Source organism: Oscillatoria nigro-viridis PCC 7112, from assembly GCF_000317475.1.
Classification (GTDB): Bacteria; Cyanobacteriota; Cyanobacteriia; order Cyanobacteriales; family Microcoleaceae; genus Microcoleus; species Microcoleus nigroviridis.
This window is the reverse complement of the sequence record NC_019729.1, coordinates 2,180,686-2,200,765: the sequence shown is the minus strand read 5'-3', so window position 1 is coordinate 2,200,765 and position 20,080 is coordinate 2,180,686. Positions and strand designations below refer to the sequence as shown.

The 20,080-nt window shown below is 43.2% G+C and carries 13 protein-coding genes and 1 pseudogene; 1 reads left to right on the top strand and 13 read right to left on the bottom strand.

Annotated elements, in window-relative coordinates; all coding sequences use genetic code 11:
* Positions 1-191: 191 nt before the first annotated feature.
* The 7 genes from OSC7112_RS09495 to OSC7112_RS09465 all read right to left on the bottom strand — a co-directional run bounded on the left by OSC7112_RS09495 (position 192) and on the right by OSC7112_RS09465 (position 10,487).
* Positions 192-1,652, bottom strand: a complete 1,461-nt coding sequence (locus OSC7112_RS09495; RefSeq protein WP_015175697.1) for a methyl-accepting chemotaxis protein — start codon at positions 1,650-1,652, stop codon at positions 192-194.
* 429 nt (positions 1,653-2,081) lie between these two features.
* Positions 2,082-3,212, bottom strand: coding sequence for a chemotaxis protein CheW (locus tag OSC7112_RS09490; protein WP_015175696.1), 1,131 nt, complete (start codon positions 3,210-3,212; stop codon positions 2,082-2,084).
* Positions 3,213-3,215: 3 nt separating this feature from the next.
* Positions 3,216-4,808: a CheR family methyltransferase gene (locus OSC7112_RS09485; RefSeq protein ID WP_223300800.1), complete on the bottom strand. Its 1,593-nt coding sequence runs from the start codon at positions 4,806-4,808 to the stop codon at positions 3,216-3,218.
* 473 nt (positions 4,809-5,281) lie between these two features.
* Positions 5,282-7,048 carry a R3H domain-containing nucleic acid-binding protein gene (locus tag OSC7112_RS09480; RefSeq protein WP_015175694.1) on the bottom strand — a complete coding sequence of 589 codons (1,767 nt, stop codon included), beginning with the start codon at positions 7,046-7,048 and terminating at the stop codon, positions 5,282-5,284.
* Positions 7,049-7,218: 170 nt separating this feature from the next.
* Positions 7,219-8,370: a circadian clock protein LdpA gene (gene ldpA / locus OSC7112_RS09475; protein WP_015175693.1), complete on the bottom strand. Its 1,152-nt coding sequence runs from the start codon at positions 8,368-8,370 to the stop codon at positions 7,219-7,221.
* A gap of 275 nt (positions 8,371-8,645) precedes the next feature.
* The gene (locus OSC7112_RS09470; protein ID WP_015175692.1) at positions 8,646-10,022 is read right to left on the bottom strand and encodes an O-antigen ligase family protein; all 1,377 of its coding nucleotides are present in this window, start codon (positions 10,020-10,022) and stop codon (positions 8,646-8,648) included.
* A gap of 87 nt (positions 10,023-10,109) precedes the next feature.
* The gene (locus OSC7112_RS09465) at positions 10,110-10,487 is read right to left on the bottom strand and encodes a PEP-CTERM sorting domain-containing protein (protein WP_223300799.1); all 378 of its coding nucleotides are present in this window, start codon (positions 10,485-10,487) and stop codon (positions 10,110-10,112) included.
* A gap of 309 nt (positions 10,488-10,796) precedes the next feature.
* Here OSC7112_RS09465 and OSC7112_RS09455 point away from each other — a divergent pair.
* Positions 10,797-11,863: pseudogene (locus OSC7112_RS09455) on the top strand (ISKra4 family transposase).
* Between the two features lie 25 nt (positions 11,864-11,888).
* On the opposite strand, the gene OSC7112_RS09450 reads toward OSC7112_RS09455, so the two are convergent.
* The 6 genes from OSC7112_RS09450 to OSC7112_RS09425 all read right to left on the bottom strand — a co-directional run bounded on the left by OSC7112_RS09450 (position 11,889) and on the right by OSC7112_RS09425 (position 19,739).
* Positions 11,889-12,989 (bottom strand): hypothetical protein, encoded by a 1,101-nt coding sequence (locus tag OSC7112_RS09450; protein WP_015175691.1) that lies wholly within the window; start codon positions 12,987-12,989, stop codon positions 11,889-11,891.
* Positions 12,990-13,069: 80 nt separating this feature from the next.
* Positions 13,070-13,708, bottom strand: coding sequence for a hypothetical protein (locus OSC7112_RS34430; RefSeq protein ID WP_015175690.1), 639 nt, complete (start codon positions 13,706-13,708; stop codon positions 13,070-13,072).
* A gap of 499 nt (positions 13,709-14,207) precedes the next feature.
* On the bottom strand, positions 14,208-15,818 hold the full coding sequence (locus tag OSC7112_RS40880) for a hypothetical protein (protein WP_015175689.1): 1,611 nt from the start codon (positions 15,816-15,818) through the stop codon (positions 14,208-14,210).
* Between the two features lie 90 nt (positions 15,819-15,908).
* Positions 15,909-17,108, bottom strand: a complete 1,200-nt coding sequence (locus OSC7112_RS09435) for a histidine kinase (protein WP_223300798.1) — start codon at positions 17,106-17,108, stop codon at positions 15,909-15,911.
* Between the two features lie 282 nt (positions 17,109-17,390).
* Positions 17,391-18,215, bottom strand: coding sequence for a hypothetical protein (locus tag OSC7112_RS09430; protein ID WP_190274356.1), 825 nt, complete (start codon positions 18,213-18,215; stop codon positions 17,391-17,393).
* A gap of 315 nt (positions 18,216-18,530) precedes the next feature.
* Positions 18,531-19,739, bottom strand: coding sequence for a histidine kinase (locus tag OSC7112_RS09425; RefSeq protein ID WP_223300797.1), 1,209 nt, complete (start codon positions 19,737-19,739; stop codon positions 18,531-18,533).
* Between the last annotated feature and the right edge of the window lie 341 nt (positions 19,740-20,080).

Here is a 20,080-nt window from a genome sequence, read left to right as displayed (position 1 = left end):
CAAATAATAACTCACAAATCACAACTAACTACACTGCTGACTTGAGATTAGGTTCTGATTTGCCCAGAAACAAGTTATTACTCCCGTTAATATCGCTGGAATTGTAACGAGGCCGATCGCCAAAGCAATTGATTTAATTTTTAAGGATATATTTGGCATTTTTTGGGAACTACTCATAATTCATCCCTCTCCTACAAAACTGCTTTCAAATCTAAGGCTGCTTCATTCAATTTTTGAGTGCCGACTTTAGTTTGACTGATACCGCAAGCGGTTTGGGCTGCGGCTTGATTCAGAGAGTTCATAGCTTGCACTACCTGTTCGATCGCGATCGATTGCTGTTTGGCATTCAGCGAAATTTGTTGAGAACTCAAAACCACATTGTTAATGGCATTGGCAACTCCTGCAAATGCCGCTGCGGTTTCTGAGGCAATATTCACGCCCGATTCCACTGTTTTAGTCCCTTCTTCTGTCACCATTACTGTTGAGTTAATCGCCCTTTGAATATCAGCCACTAATAGATTAATTTGCGATCCTGATTTTTTACTGCGATCGGCAAGTTTGCGAATTTCTGACGCCACCACGCCAAAACCCTTGCCGTGTTCTCCCGCCCGCACTGCCTCAACAGCGGCATTGAGTGCTAACATATTAGTTTGATTGGCCAAATCGCTAACTACAGTTGAGATATTACCAATGTGATCTGTTTGTTCGCTCAACTCTATAATTTGTCCTTGGATATCCTGAACTTTAGTTTTTAAAGTTGCCATTGCTTCTAAAGTTTGTTCTACAGCTTTTGTGCCACCTCCAGCTAAATTCAAAGCTTGCATTGCTTGAACCACTGCTGTTTCTATCTGCTGTGATGTCGCCCTGGAAGATGCTCCCAATTCGTCCATTGTAGTAGTAGTTTGATTTACTGAAGCTGCCTGCTGACTTGCCATCCGTTCCTGTTCTTCCACGGTGGCTGCAATCTCAGTGGAAGAAGCGGCGATCGAGCTAATTGCGCGATCGATAGTTTGGGCAATTCCGGACGAAATCAGCCAAGCTATAACCGCACCTAACACCAATAAAAACACAGAACCAAATACCAATGCCGAGAGCAAGAAAACTAAAGATTGCTTCGTTCTTTCTGTAGCTTGATTAATAGCTTTTACTTCTATTTCGCGAAATTGCTTATTTAGGGTCACAAATTCTTCCACAAATTTTGTCTGTTTTCCTGTGTTAAATATAGCCAATGCTTCGGCTCTCTTATTTTGTTGTACTAAAACAACTATTTGGTTAGAACCATCATAATATTCTTGGCAGAGATCTAACATCCTCTCTAAACGACTTCTCTGTTCCGGATTTTCGATTTTCAAATCCGCACTCTTACCCGACTGAAGAGCTAATTCCCTCCCTGCTTGAAAATCCTGTAAAAACTTCGGATTTTTATTAATGAAATACCCCCGCATTCCCCGTACCATTTGTTCAGCACCTGTGGACATATCATTGGCGTATCTGATAACATTTTCGATTCTTTCTACTTCTTGAAAATTATTCAATACCTGATTAGTAGTTGTATAAACTAGCATAGGAAAACCCAAGTATATAGTTGCTGGTGCTACATAGGCAAGCAGCATTCTATTTCTAATATTTAATTTGATTAACTTAGAAAACATATTTTTCTCCTTAATTTAAGTACGTGCATACACGAATTAGATTGCTCAGTCACATCTCGCTGGAAAAGCGGATTTGGTATAACCCAATACCCTTGGGTTAAAACTATTTATTCCTCAGAGTTCCCCCTCGCATCCCCCGCATCGTTGCGAGGACTTTGAGTAAGTTCTTGTCCCCCCCTTTGTAGGGGCGGTGCCCCCGTGCCCGCCCTTGGCTTGGCTAGGGGAGAGCGAGCTTCACTCAACCGTATTGTGGTATAACTAACTTCTTTAGTCCTGGACGCATTTCAAGATAATTCTCTCATGGTGAGTCCCAATCCTTATCAGTCCGGATCTCTGCGTTGGATCGGGATTGCGAAGGAAATGAAGCATCAAGCGAGATGCTTCACTGGACTCATGGCACATAGGCGTTGCGTAAGTCCTGTTCTTGATTCAAACCTCTTCATCAACAACTACTCCTCCTTTTGTCAGCAGTTTTTGCAAGTTCAGAATAGCCAGAATTTTTTCCCCGTAAATAGCTGTCCCCCGTAGATATTCGCGGTTGGCAGAATGCAGTGCTGCCGGAACAGCAGCAATTTCCGACACATTTAAGTATATAATATCTAATATTTCGTCAACCACTATACCAGTGACTAAATCCCCAACTTCAACAACGATCGCCTTAGAGAGATAATTTGCAGCATCCGAAATATTTAAAGACATATTTAAAACAGTGCGAATATCAATTAGCGTCAAAATTTCTCCCCGTAAATTCATATTTCCCACTATGCGATCGGGAGTGCAAGGAACCGGAGTTACTTGGTTAATATCAGTAAATTCGCGCACTACATCCAAAGGAATACCAAAGTATTCACCATTCAAAACCAACACCGCCAGGGACATATTAATTACAGCATCATATTCCCCCTCGCCTTGCAGCCTCAAATTATTAGCCCGCGATTTAAAAATTGCCTTTTCTTCCGGAGTAGCCTGCGGGCAAAAAACGTGACGATTGCTCAAAATTTTAGAATTTTTTCCTAACAATTTTGCATTTATTTGCCCCTGTAAACTTTCCGTATCCGACTCACCTGCTGTTTCTTGATTACCTGCATTGCTTGGAGAAACAGGCCAGCTTCCTTCTAACTTTTCGGGAGAAGATCGAATTAAGCGATCGATATTCAGCAGCATGATAATATCGGCTTCGCAGCGGGCAAATCCAGCTACAAAATGATGAGAGGCTTCGGAATTGTCTCGCCCGTAAGATAGCTGCGAAGTGATGGCATCTTCTGAGAGTTCCTTAACTTCGCGAACTTGATTGACAATTATACCGACTTTCGATTCTTGCCACTCGATGACGATCGTACTATCTGTCACAGAATACTCTTGCCAAGCGTATCCAAAACGGAGATTCAGATCCATCACGGGCAGAATTTCGCCCCGAAGGTCGATCGCCCCAACAATATCTTGAGGTGCTTCTGCAATTGCTGTCAACTCCGGCAGAAAGAAAATTTCCCGAACGTAGCAGGCTTCTATACCGCAGAGAAAACCGTTCTGTTCAAAGATAAGATACGGTTTAGTTTCCATATTTTAGCGTACAGTTTCTTTACTGTATAATTTTAACAATTTTTTTTTTACATTCATCAGCACTTGACTTGCTGTCATTTTACCCTGTGAATCTATGGGAGTGTTTGGCGGTAGTGCTTTCAGAATTTCACAAGATGAATTGTACATTTTAAGAGCTCTTTTTAGTTGACCTTCTTTATGGTATATATTGCCGAGTTCTATATAAGCTGAAACAAAAGATGGACACATATAAATAGTCCTCTTTAATAAATTCTTTGCTGTTTCCAATTGCCCCTGTTCTTCAGCAATTTGAGCTTGTAAATAATCAGTATATACCGATCCAGGCTCTACTTTTCTAGCTCGTTTACAGTATTCTATTGCCTGAGAATAATTGCCGGAATTTGCCTGAACTTGAGCGATTAAAAAATAAGCATCAAAATTATGCCCCTGCAAGTCTATTGCCTCTTGTGCCTTGTTGATTGCCTCAGCATAATCTTTATTATTAAATGATTTTTTAGCCTCTAAAATTAGCATTTGAGGCGTTTTGTTTTGAGTATTTTCTGCTATTATTTGTTGTGTAACTGACACGTCATTGTTCGGCAAGCCGTCCTCCAGATAGCGAGAGGGCAGTATCTTCCCCAGCGGATTACTTATTTTTAATACGGGCGGCATCTCTATCTCTGGAAAATTGCTGTTAGTAGTAAAACTAGGTGGCATCGTTTCCCCTGTTAGCAATTCACCACTCTCATCGCCCATAGTATCTGCTTTCGGGAATTCCCGAAATGCCGAGTTGGCTTCCCCTACCGTCGCAACCCTAGACTCTATTTGACAGCCTTCCTCCGGTACTGAATCCCGACGCTGATACACCACCGACTCCGGGAAAATCTTGGGTTCAAACTCGTTCATAATTTGACCGTAAACTTCAGCGTGACCGGTCATTAAATATCCTCCAGGTCTCAGGGTATTGGAAAATTTTTTCAGTACCAGTGAAATATACTTATGTTCAAAATACACAAAAACGTTTCTACACAAAATTAAGTCTATGTTATAAATATTTTGATAAATATTAGGAAACTCATCTGTGATTAAGTTTAAACAGCTAAAGTTGACACTTTCGCGCAATTCTAGATTAATTTCCCAATCATTTTGCCTCTGATGAAAATACTGCTGTTGTATCTGGGGTTCAACCAAGCGAAACGACCAATGACTGTAAACTCCCTGGGGCGCTTTTTTGATTACTTTTTCATTGATATCTGTACCTAAAATTAATATTTTCCATTGCTCCCAATCGGGAATCAACTGTTTTAAAACAATAGCTAAAGAATAAGGTTCTTCACCGGTGGAGCAGCCCGCACTCCAGATTCGCAGTGTCGGCTGCATTCCCAAGGTCTTGTGCAAGTTTCTTTTCTGCTCTATCAATTCAGGAAAAATTACTCTTTTCAACAGAGCGAACTGTCCTTTATCTCGCATAAAATAACTTTCAATTGTTGTTAATAGCAATACTAATTCTGCCCATTCATTTTTACTTTCAAAATTTTTTGCGGTTAAAAGTTGATAATATTTTTCGGGTTCTGCGATTTTTTTTGCTCTCATTCTAGTCATAATTTTATGAGACAAACCCGCTCGATCTTGGGATCTAATTCGCACACCAATCTCCGCAGTAATTAAGTTGATAAATAGCTGAACTATGGAATCATTCATGTCAACTCAGGTAGATTAATTTAATAATTTTGGAAGTAGCAACTTTTACCGATCTGGTGCTGAGTTTGTGCTGAGGATAGCTCCAAGGCAGCGGCTCGTCCGTTCGCGAAGCCGAAGGGAGCCGAAGGGAAGTGCGTAGCCGAACTATTGGGAATTGGGGAACTTGTAAGCTCGTGTAGTCGAAGTATTGGTAATTGGAAATTGGGGAATTGGAAATTAGAAATTGGGAATTTTGCCGATCGCATTAACAAGAACACTGTTACAGAACATCATATCAGAAACTTGCCAGCTACTTACAGGAAAAAGGCAAAAGGTAAAAGACAGAAGTCAGGAAAAAATTATCCCTTCTGCCTTCTACCTTCTGCCTTCAAAGGCACTACTCTCCAACTTTAAGCTGGATATATCCGCAAGCGGCGATTGGGTTCTTCCCCAAAACTGTGGGATTTCAGGTGATAGTGTTCCACAAGTTCGTGCTGCATTTTGCGGACGTTGGGAGAACGAGGCAGGAGTTCCACCGGCTGTCCCTTGGGAATGACAATTTGCTCGACTGCTAAGCGCGTTTCTTCGAGAGCTTCGAGCTCGTCAGAAGAACCGCTGCGGGCGAATAAGGCGAGGTCTGCCACTTCCGGCGTGCCCGGGTCATCCATGTCCAACAGGCGCCGCAAAGCTCTCGCTACGTGGGGAATAGTGCCGGCCTTAATTGTGTGCAGGGGAACTTGGCGAGTTTTGGCCAAGTGCCTCAATTTCGACTGGTTCCGAACGTTCGATCGCAAAGCCAAAACCACGTCAGCGCTCTCAATATCCTTTGTCAGCAGTACCGGCAGGTTCAGCGTCGAAATCACCTGTTCGAGCTGGTGGCGAGCTATGCCGTAAGGATAAACGTGGAGGGGCAAATCTTCGCCGTTAGGGCCGACATTTTGGGAAAAACGTCCCGGCTTAGGTACCGGCTCGACGGACAGGGATTCTTCGAGCAGTTGCTCGAAATACCGAGTCTCAGCAACCGGCGCGCTCTTAGCAGCGAAGTTCTGGCTGGGAGCGGGCATCGGCACCATTTTGCCAGCACTCCGCCACCCAGAGAGCGGTGTGACGGGCCGGATTGCCGATACCGCAGCCGTGCTGCCGGAAGCTGCGATTCCCGGAAACCGGGCGGGGGGAGTTGCCGACTCCTGCTCGATAATTACTTCTCCAGTCTCGCTAACGCTTCTGATTTGCTGGTTGGGTTCCCGTCCCCGCAGCAGAGTGTCGATCGAATCTGCAACTCGCTCGTGTATTACCCAGCGCTGGCGTTCCAGCATTTCGACGGCTATTTCAAAAGTTGGCGGTGATTTGCGCTCCAAAACCGTCTTTTGAGAACCGCGGCGCCTTGCTTCGTCATCTCCCAGCGTCACCGCTTGGATGCCCCCAATTAAATCGGCCAGAGTCGGGTTTTTCATCAAGTTTTCGAGCCGGTTCCCGTGGGCGGTACCGACCAACTGCACGCCCCTTTCGGCGATCGTCCGAGCCGCCAAAGCTTCGAGTTCCGTGCCGATTTCGTCAATCACGATCACTTCCGGCATATGGTTTTCCACTGCTTCGATCATGACTTGGTGCTGGAGTTCGGGACGGGAAACTTGCATTCTGCGAGCTCTGCCGATCGCCGGGTGCGGGATATCTCCATCCCCGGCGATTTCGTTGGAGGTGTCGATAATTACCACCCGTTTTTCCAAGTCATCGGCGAGCACGCGGGCAATTTCCCGCAGGGCCGTAGTTTTGCCGACTCCGGGGCGGCCGAGCATCAAAATTGACTGACCGGTTTCCACCAAATCGCGGATAATGCCGATCGTCCCGAACACAGCGCGGCCCACCCTCAAAGTCAAGCCGATAATCTCGCCGCTGCGGTTGCGTAGGGCGCTAATTCGGTGCAGGGTTTGCTCGATACCGGCTCGGTTGTCGCCGCCGAAGTGGCCGACTCGCTCGATGCAATAGTTGAGGTCTGCCTTGGAAACCGGCGTTTGGGAAAGAGGTTCGGCCAAGGATGGAAAACGAGCTTCAGGTTGGCGGCCCAAATCCATGACAATCTCAATGAGATTGTTGCGCTGCGGGTGCTGCTCTAAGGGCTGCCGGATCTCATCTGGCACGATGTCTAATAATCTGTTGAGGTCGTCTGTAATCTGCATTCGCCTCGATGTGTTCGGTGACTTTTTCAACTTTTTAGTCAGTTGTTATTGGTCAGTTGTCAGTTGTCAGTTGTTATTTGTTATTTGTTATTTGTTGTTGGAATTAACTACTAACTACTAACCACTAACTACTAACTACTAACTACTAACTACTAACCACTAACTAATGACTAAAATTCTTTGAGCTGGGAAACTAGAGAACAAGCTAAACTCACGGCCTGTGAGAGAAGTTCTGGGACGGCTTCGAGCTGAGGTAGCCGAGATGTTTGAACTCCGGCTCCCGGCCGCGCGACTGCCACCGGAACGGCATAGGCTCGATCGGTCTGCATTGTTTCTAACTGTTCTAAAATTGGCGATAGCAAAACCCTGGCATAGCTGCCGTAAGCTACACCTGCAATGTATGGGACAGGGGGAACTGACAAATTTTTCCCGCCATCCAACAGCAGTCCCTCGGCTCTGAGCTTGCTGACAGTGTGAGCATTAGTGCCGCCTGCAAGTTGCACGTATCCCGGCAACTGGGCAGCCAAAACTTTTTGACCGAGTTTGACTGCGGCTCTAGTAGTTCCTGTTCCGATATCTCCGCTCATTGGCCTACCGTCGGTTTGCCAAATTAGCGGACAAGGAAGGGGGGAAATTATTTGATACAGTGTCCGCAAATAATCAATCAAACCGTCTCCATCGGGGCAACTAATTGCTATTACCTTGAGTTGAGCGACCCAGGGAGCTATGCTCGACCAAAGTCGCGCAAAATCTGCCTCTCTGCCTACTTGCGTGTGGATTTCTAGGGCGTCCGCACCGGATTGCAAGATTAAAGGTGCGATCGCGGCGGGAGCAGACACGTAAGAACGAGTATAAATTAGTTGGCTCGGACAAATCGGCAGACAGCGACCGCAGCCATAGCACTGCTGGTCTATCACCCCGGAAAAACCACTGCCAGCACTCTGAAAAACTATTGCTTCGGCTGGACATATTTTTTCGCACGGCCGCCAGCAGTCCGCCGGACAATCGGCTGGGTTGAATTCGGCTTTGCGAAAATGCGGGTCTTCCCCATCGTTTAAACTCACCATCAGCAACGGCAACCCTTTGCCGCCAAACCTGCGGTTATGAGTTCTTGCCTGTAATTCGCTGGCCACTTGTAGGGCTTCTTTCGCTGCGGCGACGGCGGCGGGATCGGCCGCGACATCGATACAGTCAGCGCCTGCTAAGGTGTAAGCCAAGGTGAGATTCCGTACAGCAGGCAGGTGTTGAAAGCTCGCCCCACAGATCAGCTTGAACCAATGGCCATCTTTTAATGAGTTTAGGGGATGATAATGTTCTGTCACCCTTATATGTTAATCCTTTCAGCTAAAAATTACGAGGCAAAAATTTGTACTGAGTTTTCCGACTCAGCCAGATACAAGTATCAAAACGCTACCGATAGGAGTGGGACTTGGGGGGTCAGCCCTAGATGTGGAGTATCGAGCATGACTTTTTTGGCAATCTAATTTTTTAAATAGTTTTTGTTACGGGTTCGATTTTTAATTTTTGGCTGAGGTTTTAATTGCAGACTCATAATAATATCATTTGTTAGCGGTGGGTGCAAGATAAAAGCCGACTATTATTCCAGGATTGAGAGTTTTGGACTCGGAAAACTCGATTCGGAGCCATCTAGCGCTAACCAAAGCACCTGCGCGTATTGAGCGCACTCAAACCAAGGCAGAATGAAAGTTAAATAGCCGATCGCCACTGCTGATAAATCGGTATTTAGCGAGACGATCGCACCGTGCAAGCAATATCCCCACAAAGCAAAACTAGCGATCGCACCCATAATGCCTGTAGAAATAGCAGTATCTAAAATCCAATTGTGAGCTTTATAACTCGGTATTATTTCAGTGCGAACCTGTCCGTTTGGGGCAACATAATCATAAGAAAAATGACCTAAATTCACAATTTCAGGAACCTTATTGGGATTGGCGACGAAAGGATAGGCGATGCCAAATCCGTTAAAACCCCAGCCAAAGAGAGGCCGTTTTTGAATCCCGCGCACAGCGAGTTCCCACAGGGGCGATCGGCTGGACATTACTTGTGCAACAGATACTCGATTCCAGTCCAGAGGTCTAGTAAAAGTCATCGCACTAATGGCCAGCAAACCAATAAAAATACCCGGAATTAATTGTTTGTAATATTGCCGTCCCAACAAGTAAGATAGTGATATAATTAAAGATAAAACTGCTGTGCGAGTGTTGGTAAATAGCAAAGCGGGGAGAATCAGAAATAAAGCGAGAGTGGCAGTGCGATCGCTAATTAATTTCCACTTCCAAGCTACCGCACAAATAACGGCTGTCAGAGTCAATACTATAGCTGCGTGGCCGCGGTGCGAGAAAAGTGCGATCCTCTTCGAGGGCTGCGCTAACGGCTGCTGTCCCCGAAAAATCGTGCTCGCCAAAACATCATGTGCGATAAGCTGACCGTTCGTTGCTGTATAATCAATTTGCCAGTTGACAACTTGCGGAAAAACGCTAACAGCTACAACCGCACCTCCTATCAGCAAACCCCGCATTTGACAGCGAAACAATTCTGGATGCAGTTTTAACAGCAGCCTATTGGTGAGGCTAAAAATAGAAATTAACAGCCAGTACAGCCAGCCGTCTCCCATTTGGTTTTGTCCCCAAAAAGAACGCTCCGGGAAAGGACTGTTTAGGGTAGAAATCGCTCCCACCGTCAAAAAAACTCCCCACAAAATCAGGCAGACTTTCCACTGCCGGGAAAAAGTTAAAAGTTTCCTTTCTTCCCATAAGAATGATAAATTTGAAAGCACAATCAGCAGGACAACAAAAACTTTAGGTTGCGTCCAAATTTCGCCGCGGCTGCCTCCCCAGGGGTTGATGAGAATGAGGCTGAAAGCATATAGCAGAGTGTAAAGATTTTTCATCGGAAAGATAGTTGTGTCACTGTTCGGGCTAGCATCGCGATCGCAGAATCTATGTTTCATCATTTCGATCGGAAAGATAGTTATGTCACTGTTTAAAAACCTCGCTGTCAACTGTCAACTGTCAACTGCCAACTGCCAACTGCCAACTGTTTAACCAGCCTGTCGCTTTTTCCGCAAAATATAGCGCATCCCAGCGAACCATAACAGCATTCCCTTAGCCGCCAAAATACTCCCCGGTTCCGGTACAGCTTCCGCATCAATGGGCTTGGGAATTTGCCGCATCTTGAAACTTCCTTCCCGTTCCTTAAAAGCTAATTGAATTGGAAATGCTGTTTCTGCTGTCGGGCCAAATAATGAATCAATCCCAGTGATTCTAAAATTATCTACTGGATAACCCAACAAAGAAATAAAGTCTAATTTATCTCCCGGACTGAAATTACCGAGAATCGAGTCTCCCACTGCAACAGTAAATTCCTGGTCATCGCCCACAGGGAAATCAAGAATTTCAGTAAATAAAGTGTCTTCCAAAGATTGGAATTCAAAGCCGTAAGTAGTTGGGGGGTCAAACCAGCGGCAGCCGGGAACTTTGTTGAAGACTTGCCAGCCATTTTGGAGAGAATTGGGCAGGATGGGGTTTTGCTGTGTCAGGCCGCGCTTTTCTTTTCCGAAGCCGCCGCCGCCGCTAGTTGCTACGCTAAAATCTGGCGATTCTTGTGGGTCGTAAACATCAACAAACAGCTCGTAATTGCCGGGTGCATCTCACTTTTGCGAATGTGTCAAAAAAGAGTTAAAATGAAAAAGCTAGTAAAATCGTCAAATAAAGATGAGGTAAATAAAATGACACCCTCAGACCAACAACAACTAAAAGCCCACTTAAAAGCGGTAGCAAAAATTCTTTACAGAAATACAGAGCCAACCGAGTTAAAAAGTTTTGAAAGTATAGAAAAATCAGTCCGTCAGAAAATGTTATCAGAAGTTGGTCCAGAAATAGGTAACTTTTTTTTTTCAGCAGTATCAGGAATTCAAACAGGAAAACCCCGAAAAATAAAATCAATAATCGGCTCGCTCGACATTACAGATAATCAGGCAAAATATTTTGGCTTAAAAGCTTACAGTCAATTGAGTCCACTGATGGAAAATTGCTGTCTTTTAATCACTGCTAACGAATCTTATCAAAGCGCCGAAAAAGATTTGGAAAAATTTACGGGGATCAAAATTTCTCACAGTACATTACAGAGATTAGTCAAAAGACAAGAATTGGAATTGCCTACATCTCAACAAGGAGTCAAAGAAATTACATTGGATGGCGGTAAAAGTCAGACTACGCAACGCAACCAAGGGCGAGAGCTGTTACTGGAAAGACTATAAAGCCGTGTGTTTAGATAATATTTATGCGGGAGCGTTTTTCAAAATAATCAAGATTTAATTGATTGGACTAATAGCCAAAATTACTACACCCTATGTATTGTCTAGGAGATGGTCATGCCGGGATTTGGAACATCTTTAAAGAAATTGGAGATAATGAACAAAGACAAGAAATTTTAGATTGGTATCATCTCAAAGAAAATCTCTACAAGGTAGGGGGTTCAATAAAACGATTGAAATTAGCAGAAAGTATGTTATGGCAAGGCAAAGTTGATGAAGTTAGAAATTTATTTAAAGACTTTAAAAGTCAAGCATTTAAAACGTTTTGCAATTATTTAGAGACCCATCGCTGCCGAATAGTGAATTACCAATACTACAAAGAAGAGTCCATAAGTTCGATTGGTTCGGGAACAGTGGAATCAACAATAAAACGCATTGGATTAAGGGTGAAAATATCGGGAGCGCAATGGAATATTGAGAACGTTTCCTCAATCCTGGCTCTTCGCTGTGCTTATCTCAACGGTCAACTTTCAATTTGATGTATGTGCCAAAGTGAGATGCACCCTAATTGCCTGTGTCTTGACCGCGAGCACCTCCACCAGCAGCACGGACATCGAGGTTGATATTCCCACTACTGCCCACAGTACCAGTTAGTGCGGAGGCAAAGCCATTTCCTACAGGGCTACTGTCGTCGTCAAATCCTAGCTGAAAACCTGAGTCATTGTCAGTGCTTAAGAATGTGTTGGGGTTGCAGCGGTTGGAGGGGAGGTCGTTGTTTGTCCAGGCTCTATATTTGGAACCTGGAGTAAGGTCAGAGAGGTTAAAACGGTCTACTTCCAAACCGGAGGCGAGGCTGTCGGAGAACTTTTTAGTGGTTTTAGGACGAGTGAATGTGTTTGTCCATCCCCATGAGATTCCGTTGTAAATTGTGACTTCTTGGTTTGGTCTGAGATAAGCTAGATAAAGTTCAAAATTCCAGTCATGATTATAGATATAACTTGGGTTGGAATTTGTCCCTAAAACGTAAGGCACGTCTAGAAAAGAGTATGATGGTAGATTTGTTTGAGGATTAAACCTACCCAGATAATCAGCCGCTAGATAGAAAGGAGTATTAGAGGATAGATTATCGATTAGATTAAAAGACGTAGCTGTCATCCCATAAGCAGATACAGGCTGTCCGCCCGTATTAACATTTACCCTTTGAATCCAATAAGTTTGACCAAATTTTGGTTCATCATTCGGGTCGGCTTCATAATCTATCCAAATACTAGCTCCAAGGCCCATTTGTTTTCCACTAGGAGGAATACCAAGTTCAGGAAAAATAGACATTTCCTTACCACACTGAGTTATAGGAGCGCAGGGATAGTAAGAAATCACATTAAAAGCCCCTCCTAAGTTACCACCTTGTTTAAATTTCCAACCTTGCTGCTGATAAGGTCTTAACAAATCCAGAAGTGCATCGCTTCCACCTCGTTTTATTTCTTTGATATCTTTTGTTGTAACAGTAATTTTACCGCTGTCGCCAGTGTCGGGAATTGTCACATAGGTTTCCTGAGAAGAACTTGCTGTTGTACCTCTAAGCTGGAATGCAAATACAGGCTCTGTAATTAGAGCTATCGGAACCATTGATGCGAACCAAACTTTAGGTAGAAGTAGAAATTGCATTTTTATAAATCCTCCACATATTAAAAAAAAAGAAAAATTTTATTTGTGATGCGATTGCGGCAATTATTAAGCAAAATAGGTTAGGGTAGTACAAAGCTAAACTGTGTCCACGGACTAGATAAATTACCTGTCAACACTCCCATCAATTGCTTGCGTTCTGCCTTTTCACGATCCCGATACCATCTCTGGGCCTCAGCATTGGTGTAGGTAAACCGAACCTTAGAAATACCCGGTTTGAATCCTCTAAAAAACCAGAGATTACTATATTTGTCAGGTATTTGAAGGTAAATATTTTGAGCGCCCCAATAAAATTTCCCCTCCCAGAAAAGGTTAAGGCTTTCTCCCGCTCTAACTAATGGAAAATCTGATTCAGTCCGAAATACCAGACTAACTTGAATTTTACCTGCATAAAAATTTTCACCATCCACCGCCATAAATTCAGGTGTCAAAGAATCCAAAGAAACGCGAAAGGCTGTTAGGGTATTGTTAGTAATACGAACTCCAAATTGTATAGGAGTATAATTACTAGGTTCATTTTGGGGAATTGTCAATACTCTTTCCGGGACTAGAGTTTCAAGCTTAATACTACTATCAGAGGGCGTTGTCGCTCCTGCGGACCTATGGCTCAGTGCCATTACACCCAAAAGGATTAAAGCCAATAAAAATAAGCCCAAATGCTTCATCACATCAATCAGCTTTGCTTTCTTAAAGTGACTCATCAACTACTTGGTTATATATTAGGACTAATTCATAAATATTTTAACCGTAAAAATACTGATTTTTTACGTGATATTTTTTTGCTGCTACAATTAAAAATACTAAACTTCGATCGCCTGCAAAAAAAAGTATCTTACACTACAATATATAATTTATCAATAAAGTTTCGTATGTTCATCAACTTACCAAGTGTAAGTCCACAAAAGGCATCGCTATCCAACCAGTCCAGACTTTTTCTAATACCTGTTCTTTGATGTTAGTTGCTCTTTGTGCGGAAACGTGGTATATAAGTCCAAGATGATATGTACCGGGCTTGAGGTAATAAAAATAAATGTAGTTGTGTAATTGCGAGCTTTGTGTCAGTGCGCGACGAGAGAGCAATCGCAGAATCTTCAGTTCATTCGATAGTGATTCCTGTAGGGGCGGATTCACCAACAATATCTGCCAACAATCTCCAATCTCAAAAACCCGCCCCGGTCGGGATATTAGGCCCTGTAAAAATTATCCAGCCTGTCGCTTTTTCCGCAAAATATAGCGCATCGCAGCAAACCACAGCAGCATTCCCTTAGCCGCCAAAATACTCCCCGGTTCCGGTACAGCTTCCGCATCAATGGGCTTGGGAATTTGCCGCATCTTGAAACTTCCTTCCCGTTCCTTAAAAGCTAATTGAATTGGAAATGCTGTTTCTGCTGTCGGGCCAAATAATGAATCAATCCCAGTGATTCTAAAATTATCTACTGGATAACCCAACAAAGAAATAAAGTCTAATTTATCTCCCGGACTGAAATTACCGAGAATCGAGTCTCCCACTGCAACAGTAAATTCCTGGTCATCGCCCACAGGGAAATCAAGAATTTCAGTAAATAAAGTGTCTTCCAAAGATTGGAATTCAAAGCCGTAAGTAGTTGGGGGGTCAAACCAGCGGCAGCCGGGAACTTTGTTGAAGACTTGCCAGCCATTTTGGAGAGAATTGGGCAGGATGGGGTTTTGCTGTGTCAGGCCGCGCTTTTCTTTTCCGAAGCCGCCGCCGCCGCTAGTTGCTACGCTAAAATCTGGCGATTCTTGTGGGTCGTAAACATCAACAAACAGCTCGTAATTGCCTGTGTCTTGACCGCGAGCACCTCCACCAGCAGCACGGACATCGAGGTTGATATTCCCACTACTGCCCACAGTACCAGTTAGTGCGGAGGCAAAGCCATTTCCTACAGGGCTACTGTCGTCGTCAAATCCTAGCTGAAAACCTGAGTCATTGTCAGTGCTTAAGAATGTGTTGGGGTTGCAGCGGTTGGAGGGGAGGTCGTTGTTTGTCCAGGCTCTATATTTGGAACCTGGAGTAAGGTCAGAGAGGTTAAAACGGTCTACTTCCAAACCGGAGGCGAGGCTGTCGGAGAACTTTTTAGTGGTTTTAGGACGAGTGAATGTGTTTGTCCATCCCCATGAGATTCCGTTGTAAATTGAGACTTTATTGTCTGCTGTCTTCTCAACCAGATACAGTTCAGCGTCAAAGGTATGACCTATCGAGACATTATTCCTGAATGGATAGTCTTTGAATACACCTGGTTGTAACATTCCTGGAAACTGGAGATCGTAAAATGGATTACCCTGAAAAGATGGAACGTCAATGAAATTATTTGGCTCTCCTTTACGATCGTTTAAAAATTCATAGTTAGTTACCCGTTGAATCCAATGTAGATTGTTAATATTATTGTGAAAGCTGCTGGAAACGCCATTTTCTGCTATCTGGTAAAGGTAATTGAGTTGAAATTTAGCCCCTACGTGAGTAGCTTCGTCTGGGAAGTTAGCCTCTGGTGTGTAGTAAGGCTGATTTTCTACTATCTCAAATCTACCATCTATTGATACCGGATTAAATTCCCATCCTTGAAAAAGGGTTTGGAGGGTCCTCAGAAAGTCACTACTTTGAGCAGGTGGGTCGAGAAGTTTTACCTGTTTTACAGTTATTTTACCTTCAGCCTTAACCGGGTCTTTGTATGAAATGGTTTTAGAGCTAGTGTCACCGCCCAAACTAAAAGAGAATGCACTCGCTCCATAATCCATCAGCCAGAGCAGCAAGCTTGTTGTCAAAAATACCAAGGGATATTGTCGTAATCGCATTTTTTGTAACTCCTTACAAACCACTAATTTTAAAAACTATCAACCAGGGGTGAAATCCTACCTAACAGACAAGTGTGATGTCGTTAAAGTTTAATGCTCGACTAAGTTAAACCCTACAAAAGGCGTAGCTCCCAAGCCTTTCCATGTATCTCCTGAGAGCTCCTGTGTGCAGCTTACTTCTGCTCCAGGGTTGTACCCAATTCTTATCTGATACTTACCGGGCTTGAACTCATCAAAATAGATGAAGCCACCAGAGCGTTCAGAGCGTCCAAGTAAAAGCAAGTTATTTTCCCAGAAGAGTTTGGCATCTAGACTGAAAGTAACATTCTCTCCTGGCTCGACTAACGGACAGTTGTATCCTGCTAGCAAATTTCCTCCGCCGCGTCCTTTCCAACGAAGTTTTTTACCATCTTGTCCTAGAATCTGTAACGTTGTATTTAACTGTTGGAAGCGCAACGAGGTTACAGTTTTATTGGTAATCCGAAGAGCGAGTTTTACAAAAGTTGCAGCATTGGGCTGATTTGAGGGGATTGTCAGGACACGCTCTGGCATGAAAAGTTCAAAGCGAATGCCATCTATTTCAAGTGTATTGCTGTTAATAGATACAGGTTGAACCACTCGAATCGGTATGAAATTCGTAGCTCCCTCACCTTTTCCAAGTCCTTTTACTGTCATAAGCTTCTGCGTTTCTACGTCATAGCATGAAACTTTTCCACCAGGACTGTCATAAATGAATCGAAGCTGATACTCTCCGGGCTTGAGTTCGTCAAAATACCAAAAGTAGCCAAGTCCTGCATCACCTCTGAGTTGAAGCTTATTATTATTCCATGCAAGTCCGCCTGAGCGGAATAATCTTGTTGTTCCTGGCTCCACTAACCAGCACAAATTTCTCATTTTTGACTGTCTATCTCTACTTATTTGTAGTGGCAGCGATCGACCATCTTGCCCTACAAGTTCTGGAATCAATGTGTCGTTGTCAGCTCGAATGAAATTTTGTGTATTGTTGGCAATGCTAACTACAAAAGATAAAGGGCTACTGATATCCAGCTTCTTTTCCGGTATGGGTAAAATAAAGTACGGTACTGAGATATTCATAGAAATGCCTTCCCCTTCAACAGTCTTGCTGTCCGGTAAATCTACGGATTTCAACTCAGTCACCCTGGTTATTCCTATGTCAGAGGGCGCTGTCGCTCCTGCGGACACATGGCTCAGTGCCATTACACCCGAAATGATTAAAGCCAATAAAAACAAGGCAAAATGCTTAATCACATCAATTGGCTTTGCTTTCACAAAGTGACTCATCAATTATTTGGTTATATATTAGGACTAATTCATAAATGTTTTAACCGTAAAAATACTGATTTTTTACGTGATATTTTTCTGGTGCTACAATTAAAAATACTAAACTTCGATGCCTGCAAAAAAAGTATCTTACACTACAATATATAATTTATCAATAAAGTTTCGTAGGTTCATCAATTGTTGCGATAGTTTCATTTTTGACAACTCCTTTGTATGGGGTAGGAAATATCTGTCTCGGCTTGAAATCGAGTAAAAATTGGCTCTTAAGTTCTATTTAGATTCAGACTGAACGACGCGGAACTTCACAAAGGGTGTTACTATCTGACCCGTCCAAATCCCTCGTGTTAATTTGTATTCATATATCTGGGGTTCATCACAGAATAATACTGGTCTAGAATTGACGTATCTCAATCTAAGTTGATAGTTACCAGGCCTAATATCAAAAGTCCATCCGCCACCCAATCCATCATTGCCTCCAAATAGAAGCTGATTGCTCTGCCAAAAAAGTTCGGCTTTCAAGAAAAAGGTTAGACTTTCTCCTGGTTGAACTAAAGGACAAGCCAGTTGCGGAGATTTGCGAAGCATACCTCTACCCCCAGAACGCCGTAATAAATTGCCATCAGCATCCACTATTTCTAATGGAAATATCAGAAGGGGATCGAGTGGAGGAAAGCGAATCGGGTAAGGTGTATTGTTTGTAAGTTGAAAACCGATCCGAACAGGAGTAGTAGCATTTGGCTGATTTTCAGGTATGCGCCACACCCGGTCTGGTACTAAAATTTCCAACCGAATACCATTTCTTTCAACTGCATTGCTATCGATATTGCTATGTGTTGATTCAAAGGATGTCAATTCAGTTGCCCTCCCCAGTTCCGAATCAACAGCCCCAGCTAACAATCTGGGTACATGGCCGAGCGCGATTACACCATTCGTGTCAGGTTGTTTTTTGGGGAGGGTCAATACAGGCTCTGGCATTATGCTTTCAAAGCGGATGCCATCAATTTCAACTGCATTCTTGTTAGTCGCTTCTACAGATGTCAAGTTATATCCCCTCTCACTTTCCACCTCTTCGATCGCAAGAACTTCTCTAGGCACATTACTCAATGCCACTAATCCCGAAAAGATTAAAACAAATAAAAAAAGAAAAAAGTGCTTCATCACATCTATCGGCTTTGCTTTTTTAAAGTGAATCATCAACTACTTGGCTATATATATTAGAACTAATCGATTAATGTTTTAAGCGTAAAAATACTGAATTTTTGCGTTATATTTTCCCTCCCACCTGCATTAAAACCACTAAGTTGCACTCTCATATTAATTTTACAACCGCATATTTACTGATAATGCGTTCCGATCGTTCGACTTAATCAATAACAATTATTAAACCTGTTTATGCTTCCGCTGAAGTCGTTAAGGCTCAATCTCTACTAAGTTAAACTCTACAAAAGGCGTCGCTCCCAAGCCCTTCCACGTATCTCCGGAGAAATTTTGAGTGCAGCTTACTTCTGGAACTCCAGGGCTGTACCCAATTCTTATCTGATATTTACCTGGCTTCAGCTCATCAAAATACCTGAAGCCACCAGAGCGTTCAGAGCGTCCAAGTAAAAGCAAGTTATTTTCCCAGAAGAGTTTGGCATCTAGACTGAAAGTAACACTCTCTCCTGGCTCGACTAACGGACAGTTGTATCCTGCCAGCAAATTCCCTCCCCCGCGTCCTTTCAAACGCAGTTTTTTACCACCTTGCTCTAGAATCTGTAACGTTGTATTTAACTGTTGGAAACGAAACGAAGTTGCCGTTTTATTGGTAATCCGAAGAGCGAGTTTTACAGGAGTTGTAGCATTGGGCTTATTTGAGGGGATTATAAAGACACGCTCTGGCATAAAAATTTCAAAGCGAATGCCATCTACTTCAACTGTATTGCTGTTAATGGATACAGGTTGAACTACGCGAATCGGTATGAAGTTCGTAGCTCCCTGACCTCTTCTAAGTCCTTTTACTGTCATCGGCTTTTGCGTTTCTACGTCATAGCATGAAACTTTTCCACCAGGACTGTCATAAATGAACCGAAGCTGATATTCTCCGGGCTTGAGTTCGTCAAAATACCAGAAGTAGCCAAGCCCGGCATCACCTTTGAGTTGAAGCTTATTATTATTCCATGTAAGTACACCTGAACGGAATAATTTTCTTGTTCCTGGCTCCACTAATCCGCACAAACTTCTCGTATTTGACTGTCTATCTCTAGCTTTTTGTAGTGGCAGCGATCGACCATCTTGCCCTACAAGTTCTGGAATCAATGTGTCGTTGTCAGCTCGAATGAAATTTTGTGTATTGTTGGCAATGCTAACTCCAAAAGATAAAGGGCTACTGAGATCCAGCTTCTTTTCCGGTATGGGTAAAATAAAGTACGGTACTGAGATATTCATAGAAATGCCTTCCCCTTCAACAGTCTTGCTGTCCGGTAAATCTACGGATTTCAACTCCGTCACCCTCGTTATTCCTATGTCAGAGGGCGTTGTCGCTCCTGCGGACGCATGGCTCAGTACCATTACACCCGAAAGAATTAAAGCCAATAAAAACAAGGCAAAATGCTTCATCGCATCAATTAGCTTTGCTTTCACAAAGTGACTCATCAACTACTTGACTATATGTATTAGCACAAATACATAAATGTTTTAACCGTAAAAATACTAATTTTTTACGTGATATTTTTATGATGCTACAATTAAAAATACTAAACTTCTATCGCCTGCAAAAAAAAGTATCTTACACTACAATATATAATAATTTATCAATAAAGTTTCGTATGTTCATCAATTTACTAAGTGTAAGTCCACAAAAGGCATCGCTATCCAACCTGTCCAGACTTTTTCTAATACCTGTTCTTTGATGTTAGTTGCTCTTTGTGCGCCAATGAGGTATCTAAGTCCAAGATGATATGTACCGGGCTTGAGGTCATAAA